Raw genomic sequence first — 22,869 nt, 5'->3', positions numbered from 1 at the left:
GCATCCGTTTGTGATCGACAGAAGAGGCGCGAGCTTAAGAGGCGGCGGCGATCTCGTCCATGATCGCGGCAGCCGCGCCACGCGGATCGTCCGCGCGAATGATGGGGCGGCCGATGACGAGATGGTCGACCCCGGCGCGGATCGCCTCGCCGGGAGTGAGCGTGCGCTTCTGATCGCCGACAGCGGCCCCGGCGGGCCTGATGCCGGGCGTGACGATGACCATGTCGGAGCCGATGACGTCGCGGACGATCTCGGTCTCGGCTGCCGAGCAGACGATACCGTCGATGCCGCTGGTCCGGGCCTGCTCGGCGCGCAGGCGCACCAGATCGCGCACCGCCAGGCCGTAGCCCGCGTCGCGCAGGTCGCCGTCGTCATAGGAGGTCAGCGCCGTCACGGCGAGCAGCTTCAGGTCGGCCTCGCCGCGTCCCTCGACCGCGCCGCGCATGGTCTGCGGATAGGCATGGACGGTGAGGAAGGTGACGCCGAGCCGGGTCAGTGAGTCGACGCCTTCGGTGACGGTGTTGCCGATATCGTGGAGCTTGAGGTCGAGGAAGACCTTCTTGCCCTCCGAGATGAGCTGGCGGGAGAGGTCGAGCCCCCCGGCGAAGGCGAGCCGATAACCGATCTTGTAGAAGGTCGCGCCGTCGCCGAGTTCGGAGACGATGCGATAGGCGTCCCAGATCGTCGGCACATCGAGCGCCACGATCATGCGGTCGCGCAGGTCGTTGATCTTCATCATGGCGTTCATGATCCGATGACCTCCTCGATCGAGCGCCAGCCGTGGTGCACGATTCGGCTCGTGGCGTCGAACGCAAAAAGATTGCCACCGCCCGGTGGCTGATCGCGCAGACGCATGATCGCATGACGCGACAGCGCACATAACAGCAAAGTGCCGACGCCGCCATGGCCGACGAGCAGGATGTCACCGTCGCCGGGCACTGCCAGCACCGCCTCGGTCTCGCGCAGGATTCGCGCCTGCGCATCGACGGCCCGCTCCCAGCCGCGCACGCTCTCCAGCGGCCGCGCGAAGAAGGCGTCCGCCATCGTCTCGAACTCGGGTGGCGGCAAGTAGCCGGTCGCGCTGCGGTCGTTCTCGTGCATGGCCTCGCGAATCTCGACGGTCAGTCGAAGCGCGTCTGCCACGCATTGCGCCGTCTCGACCGCCTTGCGCTCGGCCGAGGAGACGATGCGGCGTGTTCCGCTCAGGATTGGCGCAGCGGCGAAGGCTTGCGCGCGCGCCAGCCCAACAGCCGAGAGGCCCCAGTCGGGCACCGGCACGGCCGGATCGATCGCGACTTGCGGGTGGCTCAAATAGCGGACCGTCGCCATGAGCTAACCTTGCAGTCGCTATTTGAAGGCGATGACGAACATGATCGCGATCAGCACAATCACCAGGTTCATCAGCCAGCGGCTGATCCCCCTCAATTGCCGCAGCTTGCGTTCCTCGACCGGCTCGTCCTCCTCATCCGAAGGATGCTCGGCGGCATGAAAAATGGCGGGCTGCGCATCCTTTGTCGGCCGCGTCGTCCAGGTCAGGCTCTGGACCAGGCCCTTGGCCTCGGTCGTGGCCTGGCCCTCGGCATCGATGCCGAGATGCCACGACACCGGAAAGCCGGGGCGCGCCTCGTGATCGGCCTCGGCGAGCCACAGGCTGGTCGCCGCGCCGACCGAAAGCCGCTCCGCTTCACCATTGCGCAAGTCGCTCCGCAGCTCGGCATAGACGGCGGCCGGAACCACGATCTCGCCGAAAAAGGCGGCCGGCTCCTCGCGCTGCTCATCCGCCTCGGTGAAACCAAGCCTGAGCAGCATGCGGTTCTCGGCATCCGCCGGCAGGGCCACGATCGAAAGCGCGAACTCGTCGGTCCGCTCGTCGAAGCCGGCGCGGCCGAGCTGGGCCTCCACGATGCGGGCCCGACCCTGAATCCGTGCGAGCGAGCTGACCCCACCCTGGCGGCTGCCGAAACCGGCAATCGAGGAAAGCTCCGTCACTTCGAGCGTCAGCGGCCGCGCCGGGCTTTGCCGGAAGCGCCCCGGCACGCCCTCAATCGTCAGCACGCCATCGACAACGGAAACAGCGCGTCTCGTCGAATCAGCTCGCATCATCCCCCCGAAAGCCGACGAGCCGTTCTAGCCCAGCATGGCGGCGAGGGAAACGAGGGCGGAACCGTCAACGCGCGTCCGTGCCGGTCTGCGCCAGTTGCGCGAAGACCTGGGCCCAGACATCGGGCGTCTGCGCGCCGGAAACCGCGAGCTTGCCGTCGACAATGAAGAAGGGCACGCCGGTGACGCCGACCTTCTGCGCATGCGCCTCGAGCCCGATGATGGTCTCGCGGAGCTCGTCATTGGCGAGCTCGTCACGCACGGCGGTCTCCTCGAAGCCGAGCTCGGTCGCGATCGCGACCAGCGTCTCGAGATCGCCGATATCGCGCCCGTCCTGGAAATAGGCCTTGAACAGCGCCGCCTTCATCTCGGTGCCGCGCTGCACGGTGGCGGCGGCCGCGACCAGCATATGGGCCATGCGCGTGTTGACGCTCCTGGTGACCTTCGGCCAGTTGAAGGTGACGCCGCTTTCGAGCGCCGCCTCGGATAGCCTCGTCTCGATCTCCTTGCGCTTGCCCGGCCCGAACTTGGTGTTGAGATAGGTGGTGCGGTCCATCCCCTCGGCCGGCATCTCCGGATTGAGCTCATAGGGCAGCCAGGTGATCGCGACCTTGTCCGTCAGGCCATGGTCGGCCAGGGCCGTCTCCAGCCTCGCCTTGCCGATGAAGCACCAGGGGCAGACGATGTCCGACACGATCGCGATGGGCAGTTTCTCTTGCATGATCGCTCCTTGGCGATGATCCGCAGGCCTTTCAACCCGGCGGATAGGGATGGCGCTCGCCGAAACGATCCTCGACCGCGCCCTCAGTGCCCGGCGTCTCGCAGCCCGACAGGAAACCGGGGCCGACCGGCACCTTGCCGGCGCCTCCGGGGATGTCGAGGATATAGGTCGGCTGGCACAGGCCCGAAAGGTGGCCGCGCAGGCTTTTGACGAGCGCCTGCCCCTCCGCCAGCGACAACCGGAAATGCGAGGTGCCGGGCGCCAGATCGGGGTGATGCAGGTAATAGGGCTTCACCCGGTTCTCGACGAAGGCGCGCATCAGGGCCGCGAGCGTCGCGACATCGGCGTTGACGCCCCGGAGCAGCACGCTCTGGCTGAGCAGGACATGGCCGGCATCGGCGAGGCGTGCGATCGCAGCGCGCGCCGCAGGCGTGAACTCACGCGGGTGGTTGGCGTGGATGGCGATGTAGCTCGCCTTGCCGGGCACGCGCAAAGCGCGGGCATAGTCCGCAGTGATGCGCTCGGGATCGACTACGGGCACGCGGGTATGCCAGCGCGCGACCTTGATATGCGGGATGGCGGCCAGCCGCTTCGCGACCTCACGGACCCGGCGGGCCGAGAGGATCAAGGGATCGCCCCCGGTCATGATCACCTCCCAGATTTCGGGACGGGAGGCGAGATAGGCGAGCGCCGCATCGAGCTTTTCGCCCGAGAGCGACGCACCGCCCGGCCCGACCATCTCGCGGCGGAAGCAGAAGCGGCAATAGACCGGGCAGGCATGGACGAGCTTGAGCAAGGCGCGGTCGGGATAGCGATGGACCACGCCTTCGACCGGCGAATGCGCATCGTCGCCGATCGGGTCGACCAGTTCCTGCGGCAGCGTCACGAGTTCGGCCGCATCGGGAATGAACTGCCGCGCGATCGGGTCGGCGGCGTCGGCCGGGTCGATCAGCGCGGCCAGCGCCGGCGTGAGCGAGACGGCGTAGCGGGCCGCGACCGCCTCCAGCGCCTCGCGCCGATCGGGCGCGACGAGGCCGCGAGCGACGAGCGCGTCGATGCTGCGAAGAGGGGTATGGGCCGTCATGCCGGTGTCCTGCCCGGTTCCGCGACCGGCGTCCAGAGCACGTCCTCGATCCGGCGCGCGCCGGTGCAGAGCATCACCAGCCTGTCGAAGCCGAGCGCGATACCCGATGCCGGAGGCATCGCGGCCAAGGCCGCGAGGAAATCCTCGTCGAGCGGATAGCGTTCGCCATAGATGCGCTGCTTCTCGTCCATGTCCGCCTCGAAGCGCCGGCGCTGCTCGACCGGATCGGTCAATTCACCGAAGGCATTGGCGAGCTCGACACCGCAAGCATAAAGCTCGAAGCGTTCGGCCACGCGCGGATCGCCGGGCTTCGGCCGGGCCAAGGCCGCTTCCGAGATCGGATAGTCGCACAGGATAGTGGCGCGGCCGCGGCCGAGATGCGGCTCGATCCGCTCGGACAGGATTCGGCTGAAGATGTCCGACCAGCCGTCATCCTCGGCCAGCCGGACGCCTGCCGCGCGTGCAGCAGCGGCAAAGGCCGGGCGATCCGTCGCTCCATCCACTGCGACCGTCGCAAGCAGATCGATGCCGGCATGGCGGGCAAAGGCGTCATGCAGGGTCAGCCGCTCAGGCTCGGCGAAGGGATCGACCGCGATGCCGCGCCATTCCAGCCGGGCCGCCCCGGAAGCGCCAGCCGCCTCGGCGAGCAGAGCGGCGCAGTCGGCCATCAGCGCCTGGTAATCCTCGCCGGCCCGATACCATTCCAGCATCGTGAATTCGGGATGATGCAGCGCCGTGCGCTCGCGGTTGCGGAAGACGCGGGCGAAATCGAAGATGCGGCGCTCGCCGGCCGCGAGCAGCTTCTTGGCGGCGAATTCCGGCGAGGTGTGCAGATAGTAGGGGTGCGCCGCACCGGCATCGTCGATCAGGGCCGTGGCAAAGCCGTGCAGATGCGTCTCGTTCCCCGGAGAGACCTGCAGGATCGCGGCCTCGACCTCGACAAAATCGCGCGCCTCGAACCAGCGCCGCAGCGCCGCCCTGATGCGTCCGCGCGCCAGCAAGGCCGGCCGACGATCGGCGTGAATGTCCGGCCGCCAGAAGGGCGGGGAAATGTCGCTCATGATGGTCGTGTCAGCCCGTCTTCTTGAACAGAGCTTCGCGCAAGATGTCGTTGATGCGGGTCTGCCAGCCGGCGCCGCCGGCCTTGGCACGCTCCAGCACATCCTGATCGAGCCTGATGCTGACGAGCTTTTTGGTCGGCGCCTTTTGCGCGCCGCGCGCCGCGCGATGCCGGCGCATCGCTGCGAGAAACTCCGCCGGCAGAAACTCCGAGGCAGGCCGCATCTCGGCAAAGTCTTCGGCCGTGAGCTCCCGCACTTCGCCTTCGGCATCGGTCAGAGGTTCACGAGACTTCCTGCTCATGTTTCCTGATCTCCCTGTCATTGGCCTTCCGAAAGCTGATTACGCGAATGCCGCCCGCGGTGGGCGTATAGCAGAGCACGTGCAGCCGACCCTCGACGAATCCCGTCGCGATGAAGCGCCGTTCCGGATAGGCGAAACGCTTGTCCTCCTTGATCACCGCCCGATCGAAATCAAAATCATAAACACGATCGAACGGCAGCCCGCGCTCCCGCGCATTGCGCTCGCTCTTCACCGGATCGTAGGTGATCTCCACCATTTAATTGTAGCTACACCGCCGCAATGTCAATGAATCGCGACGTGATTTCGGACAGCGTGCTTCCGTTTCGCCGCGCGATGCGGTAGTTGCGCGCAACGAATGAGAGCCCTGCGGGGCGCTATCCAGGGACATTTTCACGTGGTCAAGGTCATCGCCAGCTCCGTCCGCAAGGGCAACGTTCTCGAGCTCGACGGGCATCTCTGCTCGGTGCTGTCGGCGGAGAGCTTCTTCCCCGGCAAGGGCACGCCGACGACGCAGATCGACATGCGCCGCATCTCCGACGGCGTGAAGATGACGCAGCGCTACAAGACGACCGAGCAGGTCGAGCGCGCCTATGTCGAGGATCGCGACTTCACCTATCTCTACCAGGACGGCGAGCAGTACGTTTTCATGAATCCGGAGACCTTCGACCAGATCAATGTCGATGGCGACGTCGTCGGCACGATGTCGCCCTATCTCCAGGAAGGCATGAAGGTCTCGCTCTCCGTCTTCGACGACAAGGCCGTGGCGATCGAGCTGCCGCAGCGCGTCACCGTCGAAGTCGCCGAGACGGAGCCGGTGACGAAGGGCCAGACGGCCTCGTCGTCCTACAAGCCCGCCATCCTGGTGAATGGCGTGCGCACCGCGGTGCCGCCACATATCGGACCGGGCACCCGCATCGTCGTGATGACCGCCGACGGCTCCTATGTCGAGCGCGCGAAAGATTGATCTCTATTCGCCGCCCATAATGGCAGGCGATGCTCTATACCGATGCATAGCGGGCCCATCCGGGCCCGTTGTCATCTGCAGGATGCTTCCGCCATGCCGCTCTCCGCTTACGCCGCAGCTTTCCCCGGGTTCATCCAGACCTTGACCGCGCTCAGCGCCGTCATCGACAAGGCGCTGGCGCAGGCCGAAACCCGCAAGATCCAGCCGGAGGTGCTGCTCTCGAGCCGCCTCGCCCCGGACATGCTGCCCTTCACGCGCCAGATCCAGCTCGCCTGCGACTTCGTCAAGAACGCGGCGGCGCGCGTCAGCGGCGGCGAGAACCCGAAATTCCCCGATGAAGAGAAGACCTTCGAGGAGCTGAAGGAGCGGATCGCCAAGACGCTCGCCTTCGTCCGCAGCGTCGATCAGGCGGCCCTCGACAGTGGCGTCGGCAAGGACGTCACCTTTCCGCGCGGCCAGGGTCAGGCCGTCATGAAGGGCGAGGTCTATCTCACCCGCTTCGCCGTGCCGAATTTCTATTTCCACGCCACGACCGCCTACGCGATCCTGCGCGAGAACGGCTTCGATATCGGCAAGCGCGACTTTCTCGGCGACGTCTTCGAGGCGTGACGGCGCAGGGCGGCCTCAGCATCGCACGCGCGGCGCCTGACGACGGCGCCGCGATCGCCGAACTCTATCTGGCCACCCGCACCGATGCCCTGCCCTTCCTGCGCCGCGTCCATAGCGACGCGGCGGTACGCGACTGGATCATCCATGACCGGCTGGGTCGCGGCGAAATCTGGACGGCTCGGCTGGATGGCCAGATCGTCGGCTTCCTGGCGCTCGATGGCGATGAGCTCGACCAGCTCTATCTCAGGCCGGGTCACTATCGGCGAGGCATCGGCTCGCTTTTGCTAGACAAGGCGAAGGAGCGCAGTCCGGAGCGGCTGCGCCTCTTCACCTTCCAGCGCAATGCGCGCGCCCGCGCCTTCTACGAGGCGCATGGCTTCCGGATCGTCGATCTGAACGACGGCGAGCGCAACGAAGAGGGCGAGCCCGACATTCTCTTCGAATGGCGGCCGGGCGGTTCGCAGGCGCCCTTGTAATCGACGGATGTCGTTCCCATTTCAGCCTCACGGCGATGTCGAGGGCGTTCCACTGTCCTCCATCTCCGGTGAAGACGGCCATGAGCCGAACGTGTGACGCCGGATGTACGCGCGCCCGTTCTGGACATGGCCGTTGGCTTGTCTGGACCCCGCACAGCGTCATGCTCGGGCTTGCCCCGAGCATCTCTTGCCAGAGTTTCACGCGTCCAGAGATTCTCGGGTCTGCGCTTCGCTTCGCCCGAGAATGACGACTGTCTCAATCCTGCAGGAACTGGTTGCTGCGCCGCTCCTCGCCGAGCGTGCTCGCGGGCCCGTGGCCCGGCAGGAACTGCACGTCATCGCCGAGCGGCAGCAGCTTGCCCTTGATGCCGGCGATCAGCGTGTCGTGATCGCCATAGGGGAAATCCGTACGCCCGACGGAGCCTGCAAAGACCGTGTCGCCCGCCAGCAGGAACATCGCCTCCTTGTTGAAGAAGGTGACATGGCCGGGCGTATGGCCAGGAACATGCTGCACGGAAAAGGTCGCCTGCCCGATCTGCACCGTCTCGCCCTCGGTCAGCCAGCGCTCCGGCGTGACCGCCTTGACGCCGCGCATCTCGAAACGAAGCCCCTGTTCCGGCAACGCGTCGAGCAGCATCTTGTCCGCCTCATGCGGCCCGACGATCGGCAACGCGAGTGCTTCCGCGAGATCGGTGGCGCCGCCGGCATGATCGATATGGCCATGGGTCAGCCAGATCGCGACCGGCTTGACGCCGAGCTCCTTCAACGCCGCCTGGATGCGCTCGACATCGCCGCCCGGATCGACGATCGCCGCTTCCTTGGTCAGCGTGCACCAGACGATCGAGCAGTTCTGCTGGAAGGGCGTCACCGGCACGACGGCGACGTTCAGGGGCGCGGCGGATTGTTCGGCCATGGCATCCTTGCCTTTCGGGATTGAACGGGCTGCCTCAGCGCCCCTTGCAGCGATCGGCGAGCAGCACGCGGTATTCGGCGAGCGACTGATCCATCTGGCCGACATTCTGCTCGCGCTGCCGCCCGGTCTGGCAGGTGGCGAAGACGGAGCGCGCCCGCTGCAGGAAGCTGACATGCTCGCGCCAGACGCGGCATTGCGTGGCCTGGTCGGCGGTGCCGGATGCCTGCAGCCGCGTCAGTTCGCGGCGCATGCCGCCTTCGTTCTGGAAAAGGTCGCGCTCGCATGTCGCGGGTGCGCCGGCGCGCGCTTGCGCGAGGGCGGGCTCGGCCGGGAGGGCGGCGAGCAACAGAGCCAGGCCGGCAGCAAGACGCATCATCCGAGATTCAGCTCCTTGAAGAAGTCGTTGCCCTTGTCGTCGATGACGATGAAGGCGGGAAAATCCTCGACCTCGATGCGCCAGACGGCCTCCATGCCGAGCTCCGGATATTCCAGCACCTCGACCTTGCGGATGCAGTCCTGGGCAAGGCGCGCAGCCGGGCCGCCGATCGAGCCGAGATAGAAGCCGCCATGGCGGGCGCAGGCCTCGCGGACGGCCGACGAGCGGTTGCCCTTGGCGAGCATCACCATCGAGCCGCCGAAGGACTGGAACTGGTCGACGAAGGAATCCATCCGGCCGGCCGTGGTCGGCCCGAAGGAGCCCGACGCCATGCCATCCGGCGTCTTGGCCGGGCCGGCATAATAGACCGGGTGGTTCTTCAGGTAATCCGGCATGCCCTGGCCGTTCTCCAGACGCTCGCGGATCTTCGCATGGGCGGAGTCGCGCGCGACGATGATCGTCCCGGTCAGCGAGAGCCGGGTCTTGACCGGGTACCTGCTCAGTGTGGCGAGAATCTCGCTCATCGGCCGGTCGAGGTCGACCTTGACGACGTCGCCGCCGAGCTTGGCCTCGTCGATCTCGGGCAGGTATTTCGACGGATCGGTCTCGAGGGCCTCGAGGAAGATGCCGTCCTTCGTGATCTTGCCCTTGGCCTGGCGGTCGGCCGAGCAGGAGACGCCGAGCCCGATCGGCAGCGAGGCGCCGTGGCGCGGCAGGCGGATGACGCGCACGTCATGGCAGAAATACTTGCCGCCGAACTGCGCGCCGACGCCGAGCGCCTGCGTCAGCTTGTGGACCTCCTCCTCCATCTCCAGATCGCGGAAGGCATGGCCGCTGGCCGAGCCCTCGGTCGGCAGCGCGTCGAGATATTTGGTCGAGGCGAGCTTGACCGTCTTGAGGTTCTGCTCGGCCGAAGTACCGCCGATCACGATCGCGAGGTGATAGGGCGGGCAGGCGGCCGTGCCGAGCGTCAGGATCTTCTCCTTCAGGAACGCCATCATGCGGTCCCTGGTCAGGAGCGACGGCGTCGCCTGGAACAGGAAGGTCTTGTTGGCGGAGCCGCCGCCCTTGGCCACGAAGAGGAATTTGTAGGCGGAGTCGTTCGGACCTTGACCCTCGGCATAGATGTCGATCTGCGCCGGCAAGTTGGTCGCGGTGTTCTTCTCCTCGAACATGGACAGCGGCGCGACCTGCGAATAGCGCAGGTTGCGCTTGAAATAGGCATCGGCCACGCCCTCGCCGAGCGCCGCCTCGTCGTCGCCGTCGGTCCAGACCTTGCGGCCGCGCTTGCCCATGATGATCGCCGTGCCGGTATCCTGGCACATCGGCAGCACGCCGCCGGCAGCGATATTGGCGTTCTTCAGCAAGTCATAGGCGACGAACTTGTCGTTCGAGGTCGCCTCGGGGTCGTCGAGGATCTTCGCGAGCTGGGCGAGATGGCCGGGCCGCAGCAAATGGTTGATGTCGATGAAGGCCTGCTCGCTCAACCGGCGAATCGCCTCGCGCGATACGCTCAGGATCTCGCGATCGCCGAGCTTCTCGACGGTGACGCCCTCGCTGCCGAGCTTGCGATAGGGTGTCTTGTCCTCGCCGAGCGGGAAGAGATCGACATGGGTATAGGCCATGAGGGGCGTGGCTCCGAAGCAGGATGGACGCCTCGCGCTACGCGTGACGCCGGTCATGGTCCGGGGTCATAGCGGCTCGCGCGCCTCAGTCCAAGCCCAGCCTCGAACAGTTCCAGTCAGGCTGCCTTCGCGGCGGTTTCGGCCAGAATCGCGTAGATCGCGGCGGGATCATAGGCGTGGCGGACCTGTTCCAGCACGGCCTGGTTGCGCAAGACGCGGGCAACCCGGGCCAGCGCCTTGAGATGATCAGCGCCCGCGCCCTCGGGCGCGATCAGGACGAAGATGATGTCGACCGGCTGACCATCCAGCGCCTCGAAATCGATCGGTCGCTCGGCGCGGGCGAAAAGCCCGACGAGACGGTCGATGCCCGGCATGCGCCCATGCGGGATGGCGATGCCATCGCCGATGCCGGTCGAGCCGAGCCGCTCGCGCTGGAGCAGCGCCTCGAACAGCTCGCGCTCGGGCAGGCCGGTCAGCAAGGCGGCGTGCTGCGCGAGTTCCTGCAGCGCCTGTTTCTTGCCGTTTGCGCGGAGCGGGGAAATCACCGCCGCAGGCGCCAGAAGATCGGTGAGCGTCATGGGCCAGTCCATGCATGTCCCGTGCCGGATTTACCATCCAGCGCTACGGGTCAGGAGTGATAACCGGGGGTACGCCTTCCCGGGGGCTCAAGACAGCGTGGCGGGCGGGTCGATCCAACCGATATTGCCATCGCGCCGGCGGTATACGACGTTCATCCGACCATTGCCAGCATGGCGGAAGATGACAACGGGCGCGCCGGTCAGATCAAGCTCGGCCACGGCATCGCCAACCGTCATGACATGGAAGGATTTGGTCGATTCCGCCACGATAACCGGGTTATCGCCGGTGGAACCGAGGTCGATCTCCTCGATCTCCTCAGCCGGAGCCGCGATCACATAGCTGGGGATTTCCATCACGGGTTCACGACCATTGGTCGCAGCGGAGCGATCCTTCAACCTTCGCTTGTAGCGACGAAGCCGCTTCTCGATGCGTTCCGCCATCTTGTCGAGGCTGGCATAGGCGTCATGCGCGGTGCCCGAGGCCTCGAGCGTTATTCCAGAGGAGAGGTGCAGCACGCCGTCGGTCTTGAAGGCCGAGCCATCCTTGCCGACGGTGACATGCCCCTGAAACCCGCCCTCGTAATACTTGCCGAGAGCGGCGGCGACCCTTTCCTCGGCCTGGCCCCGGAGGGCTTCGCCGACATCGAGATTCCTGCCGGAGATTCGCAAGCTCATGGAGTGCTTCCCCTTCTTGTCGCCATGGTCCGTGTTCGACCATCCTAGGGAGGTAAGGACGGGGGTGCGGCGTTGTCAATGTGCGCAGAGGGATGCTGGCCGGTTCTTCTGCGGCACCGAATCCGGCGCCCGCCAGGTCTGCCGGCCGGCCTCGCTCAGCGCCCGCCCGCCGCCATCGCGACCTTCTCGCGCCGCCGCTCCATCGAGGAGGGAATGCGTAGCGACTCGCGGTATTTCGCCACGGTGCGGCGGGCGATGTCGATGCCGCCATCCTTCAGCCTGGACACAATCGCGTCGTCGGACAGCACCTCGCTCGGCGCCTCGTCGTCGATCATCTGCTTGATCCGGAAGCGCACGGCCTCGGCCGAATGCGCCTCGCCATAGCCGGTCGCGGCGATCGCGGCCGAGAAGAAATATTTCATCTCGAAGACGCCGCGCGAGCAGATCAGGTACTTGTTCGAGGTCACCCGCGACACGGTCGATTCGTGCATGCCGATGGCGTCGGCGACGGTCTTCAGGTTGAGCGGCCGCAAATGCTCGACGCCATGGGCGAAGAATCCGTCCTGCTGGCGCACGATTTCGCTGGCGACCTTCAGGATCGTGCGGGCGCGCTGCTCGAGGCTGCGGGTCAGCCAGTTCGCCGTCTGCAGGCATTCGGCGATGAAGGCCTTGTCCTCGTCGTTGCGCGCCGCCTTCGAGACGCGGGCATGATAGGTCTGGTTGATCAGGACGCGCGGCAGCGTGTCCGGATTGAGATCGACCAGCCAGGATCCGTCGGGCGCGGGCCGGATGAAGACATCCGGCACCACGGTCTCGGCCGCCGCGCCGCCGAAGACCCGCCCCGGCTTGGGATCGAGCCGGCGGATCTCGGCGACCATGTCGGCGATGTCCTCGTCATCGACGCCGCAGATGCGCTTGAGCGCGGCGAAATCGCGCTTGGCGACGAGATGGAGGTTCGCGACCAGCGCCTGCATCGCCGGGTCGAAGCGGTCGCGGTCGCGCAGCTGGATCGACAGGCACTCGCGAACATCGCGCGCCGCGACACCCGAGGGATCGAAACCCTGGACGATTCCGAGAACCTGCTCGACCCTGGCGACGGGCACCCCGAGCCGCTCCGCGATCTCGGCGACGGGCTCGCAGAGATAGCCCGAATCGTCGACCGCATCGATCAGATGGCTGCCGATCAGCCTGTCGGCCGGGTCGGTCACGGCGAGGTCGAGCTGGGCACCGAGATGATCGCGCAGCGACGCTTCCGCCGTCAGGCTGGTCTCGAAACCCTCCGGCCCGTCCTCGAAAGACCCGCCCGACCCGCCATAGGCGCCGCCAATGATCGGCAGGCTGTCGGCGCCGCGCGTGTCGAGCCGGGCGACGGTCGGCTGCTCGCCCTGGAAGACATTGTCGAGCCCGGTGCCGAGCCGGTTTTCCATGCCGTCCTGGGTGTTCAGGCTCTCGGCGCGGGCAAAACTCTCGGCATCGGCCGCCAGCGGCCCGTCCCCGCCATTCGCCTGGAGCGGGCCCTCGGGGGCGTCGTTGCGCTCCAGCAGCGGGTTGCGCTCGAGCTCGCCCTCGACGAAGCTCTGCAGCTCGAGATGCGACAATTGCAGGAGCTTGATCGCCTGCAGCAATTGCGGCGTCATCACCAGGGACTGACCCTGGCGCAGCTCCATGCGCGGCATCATCGCCATTGCGCGATCGACCTCACTCTCGTTTCGGCACGCTTCTTGCTTTGCGAGAGAGCCTAGCCTTGCGAGTCGAGCGCGTCAAAGCCCCCGGAGGGGCTTTCGGCAGCGAAGTTAATGCAGTGCAGCATTATGCCGCGCCGACAGCATCGCGTGCCGCGCGACAGGCGTCAGAGCCTGAAATCCTCGCCGAGATAGACCCGGCGCACATCGGGATTGGCGATGATGTCGGCCGGCGAACCCTCGGTCAGGACCCGGCCGGTATGGATGATATAGGCGCGGTCGACCAGGCCCAGCGTCTCGCGCACGTTATGGTCCGTGATCAGCACGCCGATGCCGCGATCGGTCAGCTGCCGGACCAGCGCCTGGATGTCACCGACGGCGATCGGGTCGATGCCGGCGAAGGGCTCGTCGAGCAGGATGAAGGAGGGACGGCCGGCCAAAGCCCGCGCGATTTCGCAGCGCCGCCGTTCGCCGCCCGAAAGCGCGATCGAGGGCGCCTTGCGCAGGCGCGCGATGTTGAATTCCTCGAGCAAGGTGTCGAGCTGGCGCTCACGGCTCTTGCGGTTCGGCTCCACGACCTCGAGCACGGCGCGGATATTGTCCTCGACGCTCAGGCCGCGGAAGATCGAGGCCTCCTGCGGCAGGTAGCCGATGCCGAGCCGGGCACGCTGGTACATCGGCAGGCTGGTGATGTCGTGGCCTTCGAGCGAGATCACGCCGAGATCAGCCGCGACCAGCCCGGTGATCATGTAGAAGATCGTGGTCTTGCCGGCGCCGTTGGGGCCGAGCAGCCCGACCGCCTCGCCCTGGCGGACGAACAGGCTGGCCTCGCTGACGACGTTTCGCCCGCCATAGCTCTTGCGCAGGCCGCTGACGGCGAGAATGCCCGGCCCGCCAATGGCGGCGGCGGAGAAAGAGGACGGGGCAGCCTCGTCCGCCGCTTCAGGCGCCTTCCTGCCGAAGAGATCGCGCAGTCGCCCGAACACGCCCTCGGGCCGACGGCCGCCTGCGCGCATTGCGGCCCCCTGGGGAAGGATCGAACTGTCGGATTGCGGCATGGAATGGGCTGTCACTGAGAGTGATGCTCGCTTGATGGGAGATGGCCGGGGCGCAGCCTGGCCTACGGCTAATTGGTGCGCGGCGGCGCCGGGCGGGCCGGAGCCGCGCCGGGCTTGGGCGGGTTGGTCTTGCCGGCCTCGCCGGAATTGGGAACGAAGAAGCCCTGGACGCGGCCGCCTTCGACATTGGCGATGCCGGTCTGCGTGTCATAGACCAGCCTGTCGCCGCGGGTGATGTTCGGGCCGTCGTTCAGCGCGACGTTGCCGGTCATCGTGACCTTGTTGTTGGCCCTGTCGAAGACGGCATTGTCGGAGGTCGCGGCTTGTGTCTTCGACACCACCGTGACCGGGCCCTTGCACTCGATGCGCCTGATGCTGCTGTCATTGGACTGCGCACCGCCGGCGGCCGGCGCCGGAGGAGGGGTCGCGGGCCGCGCGGCTCCGGCCGCCCCGCCGCCGCCACGGCCTTCGTAGAACACCGTCATGACCGAGCAGCGCACCGTCGTCTCGCCCTGGACCGCGACCACATTGCCGGTGAAGACCGCCCGGTTCTCCTTGTCGAGCACGTCGAGCTTGTCGGCGTCGATCTTGATCGGCTCCTTGCTGTCGCCGCCCAGACCGCCGAGGGACGAACTGGCGCCTCCGCCCCGTGCCGGCTTGGCCTTGCCATTCGCGGGCTGGTTCGCCTGCGCGACCTGGACGGCGCCTGCGCGCGGCTTGGCCGTCTGCGCCGTGGCTTCGGCGAAGGGCATCAGAACGAGCGCCGCCGCGAGCAGCCATGCGGGCTGTCGAGCCATCGCCAGGGCAGCGTTCACGGAAGCAGTCTCGATGGCGGGCAGCATGTCACTGTCTCGTTCCAGTTGCGGGGGCATCGCCCGGAGAACCGCCTTCGGCCTTCCCCGGTTCCCGGCCCGTCGTTCCGACCGGGCCAAGCAGCTCGGGGGCCGGCGTGCTGCCCTCGCGCTCCGGACCGGCAAGCGCGCGCGCCGGCGCATTCTCGATCACGACCCTGACACGGCCGTCGAAGACGATAAGGGCGCCATTGTCCTTCACGTCAAGAGTATCCGCCGCGACCGTGGTCGAGCCGAGATTGACGGTGACAGGATCGCGCGACACGACGGTGCCGGCCTTGAAATTGATATCGGCCGTGCGCATGCGCATGTCATAGCCGGTTTCGGTGCGGATCTTGATGTCGTCGACGAGCCGCAGCTTCTCGTTTTGCGAGTCGAACAGGCCGGTGCGGGAATTGACCGTGACCCAGCCCTCCCGCTCCATCAGGATACGTGCCGTCATGGTCGACAGCTCGATCTCCGTCGGCTTGCGGATATCCTGCAGCGCCGCCTCCGCCGTGACTTCGTAGGGACGGTTGTCCTTGCGATAGCCGGTGAGGCGGGGCGCTTCCATCTTGACCTTGCCGCCGGAAATCCCGACCGAGCTGATCGACACGCCGCTCACGCCGGAGAGCGGGTGCAGGAACGGCGTCACGATCAGGCCGATGACCGCGACGGCCGCGCCGACCGGAATGGCGCGCCGCAGGAAGCGCACGACAAAGGTGTGCCGCTGCGCAGCCTTGAACGCTGCGCGACGACGGATCGCACGTTTCGATTCGGGGGCGACCCAGTCGCCCGATGTCATCGCCACAGTCATGGCCCCGCGCAATGGCAGTCGCTAACGGCTTTTTCGTGTCAGCCAGCGGGCGGCCTGAAGCCCCTATGCCATCCGCTTGCGGGAGACTGACGCAAGAAGACTTAGAATTTGTCAAGCATGCGCGAAAATGTCGTTCTCCGCCCAGCCGGCAAGATCGAGCTCGGCGCGGAAGGGCAGGAAATCGAAGCAGGCCCGGGCGAGATGGACGCGGCCCTCGCGCGCCAGCATCGCATCGAGCCTCTCGCGCAGCGCGTGCAGGTGCAGGACGTCGGAGGCGGCATAAGTGAGCTGGGCCTCGGACAGCGTGTCCGCGCCCCAGTCGGACGATTGCTGCTGCTTGGAGAGCTCGACGCCGAGCAGCTCCCTGACCAGATCCTTGAGCCCGTGCCGGTCGGTATAGGTGCGCACCAGCTTGGAGGCGATCTTGGTGCAATAGACCGGCCCGGTGACGATGCCGAAGGCATGCCGCAGCACGGCGACGTCGAAACGGGCGAAATGGAACAGTTTCAGCACGGCCGGATCGGTGAGGAGGCGGATCAGATTGGCCGGCGCCGGACCGTCGCGCAGAATCTGGACGACATCGGCCGAGCCGTCGCCGCGCGAGAGCTGGACGACGCAGAGCCGGTCGCGATGGGGATTGAGACCGAGCGTCTCGGTGTCGATCGCAATGACCGGGCCGGCCTGGAAATCGTCCGGCAGATCGCCGCGATGCAGACGGATGGTCATGGCGAGAACCTCACTGGGCCAGAAAACGCGGGACAGGGCCCTCGCCGCAGCTAGCGGGCGGCGGGTTCCGGTTCAAGCCTTTTCTGTGCCCGCGGGCGGCATTAGGCCGCGCTGGTTAACCCTTTCTTCACCATAAGCTTCGGCCACGCTGCCCGGCATGAGAGAACGAGATGGAACGGGAATCATGCCCTTGCCGCTCCTGCACCTCCTCACCGCCTTCGACGGCCGCATAGGGCGCACGGCCTTCTGGTTCGGAAACCTGCTGGTCGCGCTCACCCTCCTCCTGACGGAAGCGATGGCGACGCGCCATGCCGGCGCCTATTCGGAACAGGTCATCGCCTTCGCCGGCGCCTTCGCGCTCTTTCCCTGGTCTGCGCTCGCCGCCAAGCGTGGCTCCGACCGCGGGCGGCCACGGCTCTACGGCACGTTGCTGGTGGCCGCGATCGTGCTGCTCGGGCTGGGCGCGCGGCTCGCCGACGCATCCATGGTGCGAGCCTTGGACAGCCTCGCCCTCCTGCTCTGGCTGATCGCGCTGATCGATCTCGGGCTGTTGCCGGCCGGCGATGCATCCAGGCCGGTTGCGGAGCTGGAGGCCGGTGCTAAACGGGCGGGATGAACCAGCTTCCGACCACTCCCCTCGCCTTCGACCCGCTCGATCCCGTCGCCCTGACCCAGGCGCTGGTGCGCTGCCCCTCAGTGACGCCGGCGGAGGGCGGCGCACTTGCCCTGCTCGACGCAGTCCTGAGCGCGGAGGGCTACACGGTCCAGCGCCCGGTCTTCAGCGAGCTCGGCATGCCGGATATCGAGAACCTTTATGCCCGGATCGGCAGCGAAGGCCCGGTCTTCGTGATCGCAGGCCATACCGACGTCGTCCCGCCCGGCGACGCGGCGCGCTGGTCGCGCGATCCGTTCAGCGGCCTGGTCGAAGACGGCGTCCTGCATGGCCGCGGCGCCTGCGACATGAAGGGCGGGCTCGCCGCGATGATCTCGGCCGCCTTGCGCTTCCGGCGCGAGAGCCCGGACGCTCCGGGCTCGATCGCCTTCCTGGTCACCGGAGACGAGGAAGGGCCGGCGGTCAACGGCACCGTCAAGCTGCTCGACTGGGCGCGGTCGCGCGGCGAACGCTTCGACCATTGCCTGCTCGGCGAGCCGACCAATCCGGCAACGATGAGCGACATGGTCAAGATCGGCCGGCGCGGTTCGCTGACCGGGGTTTTGACGGTCGAGGGCAAGCAGGGGCATGTCGGCTACCCGCATCTGGCCGATAACCCGATCCGCGGCATGGTGCGCCTGCTCGCCGCGCTCGACGCCACGCCGCTCGATGCCGGCACCCAATATTTCGACCCTAGCAATCTCGAGGTGACGACGCTGGATGTCGGCAATCCCGCGACCAACGTCATCCCGGGTGAGGCCAGGGCCGTGTTCAACATCCGCTTCAACGATCTCTGGACGCCCGAAACGCTGGCGGCCGAGATCGACCGGAGGCTGCGCGAGGCCGCCGGCAACAGCGTGCGCTACGCGCTCGACATCCGGCCGACCAATGCCGTCGCCTTCCTGACCGAGCCCGGCCCCTTCGTGGCGATGGTCACTGAGGCGGTCGCTGCCGAGACCGGCAAGCGCCCTGCCCTGTCGACGACGGGCGGCACCTCGGATGCGCGCTTCATCAAGAGCCATTGCCCCGTCGTCGAATACGGCGTCGTCGGACAGACGATGCATCAGGTCGACGAATGCGTTGCGGTCGACGACCTGCTGACGCTGGAGCGGGTCACGCACCGGCTGCTGGCATCGTATTTTGCTGCGCCGCAACAAAAGCCTTGACGAGCCGGAACAATGCGCTCTTAATCCCGTTAGACGAAAGTCTAATAGGGGGCGTCGGAGTATCCGGCCATGGCGCTTGCCGCCGATGATGTCGTGCGTTCGCTGCGCGGTTCCTGGCACCTGATGACACGGGGCGCCGAGGCGCTGAAAGAGCTCGATCTCAGCCGCGACGGGTTCTGGCGTTCCTTCGCCGCCTTCGTGCTGCTGCTGCCCGCGATGGTCGCGATCCTGGCGGCGGAGCGGCAGATCGCGGGACTGTCCAACGCCGGAAGCCTGTTCGATTCACCATGGCTCGTCGCCAGCGTGATCGGCGCGGAATGCCTGGCCGTGATCGCCGTGCCGCTCATGCTGATCGGGCTTGTCCCGAATCTGACGCAGTCGCCGCGCCTGACCAGCTTCGTCATCGCCTGGAACTGGGCCGGCATCGTCTCGGCCAGCCTGATGGCGGTCCCGGCCACGGTCTTCGCGATCGGCTGGTCCAATCCGGGCGTCGCGACCCTGCAGGCGCTGGCTTTCGCCTCGATCGTGCTCAGGCTGCGCTATTGCGTGGCGCGGGCGGCCTTTGGCGCGGATAACGGGATCGCGCCGCTCATCCTGCTCGCCAGCGTGATCGCCGATTATTCCGTGATCCGTCTGTTCGGGCTGGCCGGCTTCTGAGCCTGCCTTAGAGCCGGATGACTTCAGTTGGAATCGCTTTGCGGTTCCAACTGAAGTCTGAATCCGTCTCTCACTATTAAGTTAGAGCAGGATCGATGCGAAAAACCGGTTCCCACTTTTTCGCATCCTGCTCTAATAATCCACCCCGGCGAGATAAAGCCCGGAAGACGGGGCGAGCGCGGCGCATTGCGAGCGGTCGCGCGCCGCCAGCACCTTGCCGACCTTGTTTTCCGGCCAACGTCCCGCCCCGACCATCTTCAGGCAGCCGACCATCGAGCGGACCTGATGGTGCAGGAAGGAGCGGGCATGGGCGTAGACCACGATCTCGGCGCCCTCGCGGCTGACATCGAGCCGGTCGAGCGTGCGGACCGGGCCGTTGGCCTGGCACTCGGCGGCGCGGAAGGTGGTGAAGTCGTGATGGCCGACCAGCGCCTTGGCGGCGCGGTCCATGGCCTCGTGGTCGAGCTTCACCGGCACATGCCAGACGCGGTTGACATCGAGCGCCGGCTGGGCCCGCCGGTCGAGGATGCGATAGATGTAATAGCGTCGCCTCGCCGAGATCCGGGCGTCGAAGGTCTCTGCTACCTGCTCGGCGCTCAGCACCGCGACCGGCAGATGCTTCAGGCGCGCGTTGCTGGCGTCGCGCACGACATCGCTGCGCCAGTCCTTGCCGAGATCGACATGGGCGACCTGATGCGTCGCGTGGACGCCCGCATCGGTGCGGCCGGCGCAATGCAGCCTGACGGCGTGGCCGCAGAAGGCCTCGACCGCCTCCTCGACGCTCTGCTGCACGGACGGCCCGTTGAGCTGGCGCTGCCAGCCCGAGAACGGCGTGCCGTCATATTCGATGACGAGCTTGTAGCGCGGCATCAGAACCGATGGCCGGGCTGCAGCCGCGCCCCGCGCAGGAACTCGGCGCCGCTCATCGGCCCGCGCCCGGCGCGCTGGACCTGCAAGAGCTTCACCGCGCCTTCGGCGCAGGCAACGGTGCCATCCTCGTCGAGCAAGGTACCGGGCTCGGCCGCGCCGCCGGCGAGCGCCGTGCGCAGGACCTTGAGACGCTCGGGCCCCTTGCCGAGATCGACCTCGGCGAAAGCGCCGGGAAAGGGCGAGAGCCCGCGCACCAGATCGTGCACCTGCCGCGCCGGACGGGCCCAGCGCAATTGCGCCTCGGCATTGGCGATCTTGGCGGCGTAGGTCGTGCCCTCCTCCGGCTGCGGCGTGAATTGCAGGGCGCCGCGGCCGAGCGCCGCGAGCGCGCGCACCATCAGGTCGGCGCCGAGCGTGGCGAGCCGGTCATGCAGCTCCCCCGCCGTCAGATCGGGACCGATGCCGAGCTTCTCGACCATGCCGACCGGGCCGGTATCGAGTCCGGCCTCCATCTTCATGACGCAGACGCCGCTTTCCGCGTCGCCGGCCATGATCGCGCGCTGGATCGGCGCCGCGCCGCGCCAGCGCGGCAGCAGGGAGGCATGCAGATTGAGGCAGCCGAGATCCGGCAGGTCGAGGATCGCCTGCGGCAGGATCATGCCATAGGCGACGACGACGGCGACATCGGCCTCCTGCGAGGCGATGATCCCGGCTTCCTCGTCGCTCTTCAGCGTCTTCGGCGTGAAGACCGGAATGCCGAAGCGCTCGGCCGCGCGCTGGACCGGCGACGGCTTCAGCTCAAGACCGCGACCGGCCTGGGCCGGGGCCCGCGTATAGCAGCTCACGACCTCGTGGCCCTGCCCGACGATCTCGGTCAGGGTCGGCACGGCGAAATCCGGCGTGCCCATGAAGATGACGCGCAAGCTCATAGGACGGACGCTGCTCCGCTGCCGATGCGCTTCATTCAGGCCGCGCTCTCGCGGCGGGCGGCCTTGGCGAAGCGCTTGGTGACGCGCTCGCGCTTCAGCCGCGACAGGTAGTCGATGAAGAGGACGCCGTTGAGATGGTCGATCTCATGCTGCAGGCAGGTGGCGAGCAGGCCCTCGGCCTCGACCTCCTGCTGCTTGCCGTCGAGATCGAGATAGCGGACCTTCACGCGCGCTGGCCGCTCGACCTCCTCGTAATATTCCGGAATCGAGAGACAGCCTTCCTCGTGGATGCTCGTCTCGTCCGAAGACCAGGTGACCTCCGGATTGACGAAGACCATGGGCTGCTTCTCCTCGTCCTGCTTGGCAAGGTCGATCGTGACGATACGTTTCGGCACGCCGACCTGGATGGCCGCAAGACCGATGCCGGGCGCGTCGTACATGGTCTCCAGCATCTCGGCTGCGAGGGTCTTGATTTCGGGCGTGATCGCCTGGACTGGGTCGGAGACCTGACGCAGGACGGAATCGGGCAGGATAACGAGAGGGCGGATGGCCATTGAGGGGCTCGGACATGAATTTCGCGATGAGCGGGCGACATAAGCACTTGTGCACGGCCGGTCAAACTGTTCCGCTTTCGTTCGCAATGTCGGCTCGAATCGGCTAATCTGCGGCGATGAACGAGATCGCCTTCATCCTGCTCGAGCGTCCCGTCACCTGGAGCGAGGCGGCGCTCGCCTTCGCCGGCAGCAGCCTTCTGCTGCTCGCGCTCGTCGCCATCTCGCTCTGGCGCGGCTCGCGGCGGCGCGAGATCGACGCCGCGATGAGCGCCGAGCGCGCCCGCGAGATGGACGACAAGGTCGCCGAGATGAACCGGCTGCAGTCGGAGCTGACCGGCCGGATGCAGAGCATGGCCGAGATCCTCTCGACGCGGCAGGGCGACCTCGCTCGCCTCGTCGCCGACCGGATGGACGGATTGCGCCAGCAGGTCGGCAGCGGGCTCGAACAGAACGTCAAGCAGACCACGGAGAGCCTCGGCAAGCTGCAGGAGCGGCTCGCCGTCATCGACGCCGCCCAGAAGAACCTGACCGACCTGACCAGCGAGGTGGTGACGCTGAAGGACGTGCTCTCCAACAAGCAGGCGCGCGGCGCCTATGGCCAGGGGCGCATGGAAGCGATCATCCGCGATGGGCTGCCCAGCGCGTTCTTCACCTTCCAGCCCACGCTCTCCAACCGCAACCGGCCGGACTGCATGGTGACCCTGCCGGGCGACGGGCGCGGGCTGGTGATCGACGCCAAGTTCCCGCTGGAGAGCTTCACCATGTTGCGCGAGGCGCGTGGCGAGGAGGCCAAGAAGGTCGCCAGCGCCCGCGTGCGCGGCGATGTCGGCCAACATGTCAAGGACATCTCCGAGCGCTATTTCCTGCCCGGCGAGACTCAGGACATGGCGCTGCTCTTCGTGCCGTCGGAATCGATCTATGCCGATCTGCACGAGCATTTCGACGACGTCATCCAGAAGGCGCATCGCGCCCGCGTCATGGTCGTCTCGCCCTCGCTGCTGGCGCTGGCAATCCAGCTCATGCAGTCGCTGATCCGCGACGCGCGCATGCGCGAGGAGGCGCAGGTGATCCAGAGCGAGGTCGGCAAGCTGCTCGCCGATGTCCGCCGGCTCGGCGAGCGGGCCGAAAAGCTCGACCAGCATTTCCGCCAGGCGCAGGAGGACGTCGCCGGCATCCGCACCTCGGCCGGCAAGGTCACCAGCCGGGGCGAGAAGATCGGCGCGCTCGAGTTCGACGACGCCAAGAGCGAGCCTGCCCTGCCCTTTGCGAAGGGGCTGCCGCTGAAGGCGGCGGAGTAGGCACGGCCGAAGGCGCGGCGAGCCGGAACCGCGGCGCCTTCCCCCAAGGAGAGAAGGGATCGCGCCTCCCCACGCGCGTCATGCTCGGGCTCGACCCGAGCATCTCGGGCCGGATGCGGCTCCAACCAGCGCCTTCTCGTCCTGAGA

28 protein-coding genes are annotated in these 22,869 nt (G+C 67.0%); 7 read left to right on the top strand and 21 right to left on the bottom strand.

The window, feature by feature from the left end; all coding sequences use genetic code 11:
• Positions 1-34 precede the first annotated feature (34 nt).
• From pyrF to ACTIF2_RS15980, 8 genes are all read right to left on the bottom strand, one after another.
• Complete coding sequence (pyrF, locus tag ACTIF2_RS16015) at positions 35-739, bottom strand: orotidine-5'-phosphate decarboxylase (RefSeq protein WP_439498247.1); 705 nt, start codon at positions 737-739, stop codon at positions 35-37.
• A 5-nt stretch (positions 740-744) separates the two neighbouring features.
• Positions 745-1,329, bottom strand: coding sequence for a histidine phosphatase family protein (locus ACTIF2_RS16010; protein ID WP_439498087.1), 585 nt, complete (start codon positions 1,327-1,329; stop codon positions 745-747).
• An 18-nt stretch (positions 1,330-1,347) separates the two neighbouring features.
• Positions 1,348-2,055 (bottom strand): hypothetical protein, encoded by a 708-nt coding sequence (locus ACTIF2_RS16005; protein ID WP_439498086.1) that lies wholly within the window; start codon positions 2,053-2,055, stop codon positions 1,348-1,350.
• A 112-nt stretch (positions 2,056-2,167) separates the two neighbouring features.
• A complete protein-coding gene (locus tag ACTIF2_RS16000) occupies positions 2,168-2,821 on the bottom strand; it encodes a DsbA family oxidoreductase (protein WP_439498085.1) in 654 nt (217 codons plus the stop codon).
• 31 nt (positions 2,822-2,852) lie between these two features.
• The gene (locus ACTIF2_RS15995) at positions 2,853-3,905 is read right to left on the bottom strand and encodes a lysine-2,3-aminomutase-like protein (RefSeq protein WP_439498084.1); all 1,053 of its coding nucleotides are present in this window, start codon (positions 3,903-3,905) and stop codon (positions 2,853-2,855) included.
• Positions 3,902-4,966 carry an EF-P lysine aminoacylase EpmA gene (gene epmA / locus ACTIF2_RS15990; RefSeq protein WP_439498083.1) on the bottom strand — a complete coding sequence of 355 codons (1,065 nt, stop codon included), beginning with the start codon at positions 4,964-4,966 and terminating at the stop codon, positions 3,902-3,904. Before epmA ends, ACTIF2_RS15995 begins: the two co-directional genes overlap by 4 nt.
• A gap of 10 nt (positions 4,967-4,976) precedes the next feature.
• Entirely contained in the window at positions 4,977-5,288 is a 312-nt protein-coding gene (locus ACTIF2_RS15985) for a BrnA antitoxin family protein (protein ID WP_439498082.1), read from the bottom strand.
• The gene (locus ACTIF2_RS15980; RefSeq protein WP_439498081.1) at positions 5,248-5,523 is read right to left on the bottom strand and encodes a BrnT family toxin; all 276 of its coding nucleotides are present in this window, start codon (positions 5,521-5,523) and stop codon (positions 5,248-5,250) included. Before ACTIF2_RS15980 ends, ACTIF2_RS15985 begins: the two co-directional genes overlap by 41 nt.
• Positions 5,524-5,622: 99 nt before the next feature.
• Between ACTIF2_RS15980 and efp the strand changes: the two genes are divergently transcribed.
• The 3 genes from efp (at position 5,623) to ACTIF2_RS15965 (ending at position 7,316) form a co-directional block, all read left to right on the top strand.
• Positions 5,623-6,231, top strand: coding sequence for an elongation factor P (gene efp / locus ACTIF2_RS15975; protein WP_439498080.1), 609 nt, complete (start codon positions 5,623-5,625; stop codon positions 6,229-6,231).
• A gap of 93 nt (positions 6,232-6,324) precedes the next feature.
• Positions 6,325-6,840, top strand: coding sequence for a DUF1993 domain-containing protein (locus ACTIF2_RS15970; RefSeq protein WP_439498079.1), 516 nt, complete (start codon positions 6,325-6,327; stop codon positions 6,838-6,840).
• Complete coding sequence (locus ACTIF2_RS15965) at positions 6,837-7,316, top strand: GNAT family N-acetyltransferase (protein ID WP_439498078.1); 480 nt, start codon at positions 6,837-6,839, stop codon at positions 7,314-7,316. The genes ACTIF2_RS15970 and ACTIF2_RS15965 overlap by 4 nt, the downstream gene beginning before the upstream one ends.
• A gap of 256 nt (positions 7,317-7,572) precedes the next feature.
• Here ACTIF2_RS15965 and ACTIF2_RS15960 read toward each other — a convergent pair whose 3' ends face one another.
• The 10 genes from ACTIF2_RS15960 to ACTIF2_RS15915 form a co-directional block, all read right to left on the bottom strand.
• On the bottom strand, positions 7,573-8,229 hold the full coding sequence (locus ACTIF2_RS15960; RefSeq protein WP_439498077.1) for an MBL fold metallo-hydrolase: 657 nt from the start codon (positions 8,227-8,229) through the stop codon (positions 7,573-7,575).
• Between the two features lie 34 nt (positions 8,230-8,263).
• Positions 8,264-8,605 (bottom strand): hypothetical protein, encoded by a 342-nt coding sequence (locus tag ACTIF2_RS15955; RefSeq protein ID WP_439498076.1) that lies wholly within the window; start codon positions 8,603-8,605, stop codon positions 8,264-8,266.
• The gene (locus ACTIF2_RS15950; protein ID WP_439498075.1) at positions 8,602-10,230 is read right to left on the bottom strand and encodes a fumarate hydratase; all 1,629 of its coding nucleotides are present in this window, start codon (positions 10,228-10,230) and stop codon (positions 8,602-8,604) included. Before ACTIF2_RS15950 ends, ACTIF2_RS15955 begins: the two co-directional genes overlap by 4 nt.
• A gap of 116 nt (positions 10,231-10,346) precedes the next feature.
• Positions 10,347-10,808, bottom strand: coding sequence for a PTS IIA-like nitrogen regulatory protein PtsN (gene ptsN / locus ACTIF2_RS15945; protein WP_439498074.1), 462 nt, complete (start codon positions 10,806-10,808; stop codon positions 10,347-10,349).
• Between the two features lie 87 nt (positions 10,809-10,895).
• On the bottom strand, positions 10,896-11,483 hold the full coding sequence (hpf, locus tag ACTIF2_RS15940) for a ribosome hibernation-promoting factor, HPF/YfiA family (protein WP_439498073.1): 588 nt from the start codon (positions 11,481-11,483) through the stop codon (positions 10,896-10,898).
• A 155-nt stretch (positions 11,484-11,638) separates the two neighbouring features.
• Complete coding sequence (gene rpoN / locus ACTIF2_RS15935; RefSeq protein WP_439498072.1) at positions 11,639-13,168, bottom strand: RNA polymerase factor sigma-54; 1,530 nt, start codon at positions 13,166-13,168, stop codon at positions 11,639-11,641.
• A 164-nt stretch (positions 13,169-13,332) separates the two neighbouring features.
• Positions 13,333-14,181 carry an LPS export ABC transporter ATP-binding protein gene (gene lptB, locus ACTIF2_RS15930; RefSeq protein WP_439498071.1) on the bottom strand — a complete coding sequence of 283 codons (849 nt, stop codon included), beginning with the start codon at positions 14,179-14,181 and terminating at the stop codon, positions 13,333-13,335.
• A gap of 110 nt (positions 14,182-14,291) precedes the next feature.
• A complete protein-coding gene (locus tag ACTIF2_RS15925; RefSeq protein WP_439498070.1) occupies positions 14,292-15,065 on the bottom strand; it encodes an LptA/OstA family protein in 774 nt (257 codons plus the stop codon).
• Position 15,066: 1 nt separating this feature from the next.
• Complete coding sequence (locus ACTIF2_RS15920; protein ID WP_439498069.1) at positions 15,067-15,858, bottom strand: LPS export ABC transporter periplasmic protein LptC; 792 nt, start codon at positions 15,856-15,858, stop codon at positions 15,067-15,069.
• A 123-nt stretch (positions 15,859-15,981) separates the two neighbouring features.
• Positions 15,982-16,596: a ribonuclease D gene (locus ACTIF2_RS15915; protein WP_439498068.1), complete on the bottom strand. Its 615-nt coding sequence runs from the start codon at positions 16,594-16,596 to the stop codon at positions 15,982-15,984.
• Positions 16,597-16,780: 184 nt separating this feature from the next.
• Here ACTIF2_RS15915 and ACTIF2_RS15910 point away from each other — a divergent pair, with 184 nt between their 5' ends.
• From ACTIF2_RS15910 to ACTIF2_RS15900, 3 genes are all read left to right on the top strand, one after another.
• Positions 16,781-17,212 carry a DUF805 domain-containing protein gene (locus ACTIF2_RS15910; RefSeq protein ID WP_439498067.1) on the top strand — a complete coding sequence of 144 codons (432 nt, stop codon included), beginning with the start codon at positions 16,781-16,783 and terminating at the stop codon, positions 17,210-17,212.
• Positions 17,209-18,414, top strand: a complete 1,206-nt coding sequence (dapE, locus tag ACTIF2_RS15905; RefSeq protein WP_439498066.1) for a succinyl-diaminopimelate desuccinylase — start codon at positions 17,209-17,211, stop codon at positions 18,412-18,414. Before ACTIF2_RS15910 ends, dapE begins: the two co-directional genes overlap by 4 nt.
• Positions 18,415-18,483: 69 nt before the next feature.
• Entirely contained in the window at positions 18,484-19,071 is a 588-nt protein-coding gene (locus ACTIF2_RS15900; RefSeq protein WP_439498065.1) for a hypothetical protein, read from the top strand.
• A 132-nt stretch (positions 19,072-19,203) separates the two neighbouring features.
• Here the strand turns inward: ACTIF2_RS15900 and truA are convergent, their stop codons facing one another.
• The 3 genes from truA to ACTIF2_RS15885 are packed head-to-tail and all read right to left on the bottom strand — an operon-like array spanning position 19,204 to position 21,424.
• Entirely contained in the window at positions 19,204-19,941 is a 738-nt protein-coding gene (truA, locus tag ACTIF2_RS15895; protein WP_439498064.1) for a tRNA pseudouridine(38-40) synthase TruA, read from the bottom strand.
• Entirely contained in the window at positions 19,941-20,870 is a 930-nt protein-coding gene (fmt, locus tag ACTIF2_RS15890) for a methionyl-tRNA formyltransferase (protein WP_439498063.1), read from the bottom strand. Before fmt ends, truA begins: the two co-directional genes overlap by 1 nt.
• Before the next feature lie 35 nt (positions 20,871-20,905).
• Positions 20,906-21,424, bottom strand: a complete 519-nt coding sequence (locus ACTIF2_RS15885) for a peptide deformylase (protein WP_439498062.1) — start codon at positions 21,422-21,424, stop codon at positions 20,906-20,908.
• Positions 21,425-21,540: 116 nt separating this feature from the next.
• Between ACTIF2_RS15885 and ACTIF2_RS15880 the strand changes: the two genes are divergently transcribed.
• A complete protein-coding gene (locus ACTIF2_RS15880) occupies positions 21,541-22,722 on the top strand; it encodes a DNA recombination protein RmuC (RefSeq protein WP_439498061.1) in 1,182 nt (393 codons plus the stop codon).
• The last annotated feature ends 147 nt before the right edge of the window (positions 22,723-22,869 follow it).

Origin of the sequence: Allobosea sp., assembly GCF_051860145.1 — a bacterium.
In the GTDB taxonomy this organism is placed as follows: Bacteria; Pseudomonadota; Alphaproteobacteria; order Rhizobiales; family Beijerinckiaceae; genus Allobosea.
This window is presented reverse-complemented; position numbering and strand designations above follow the sequence as displayed.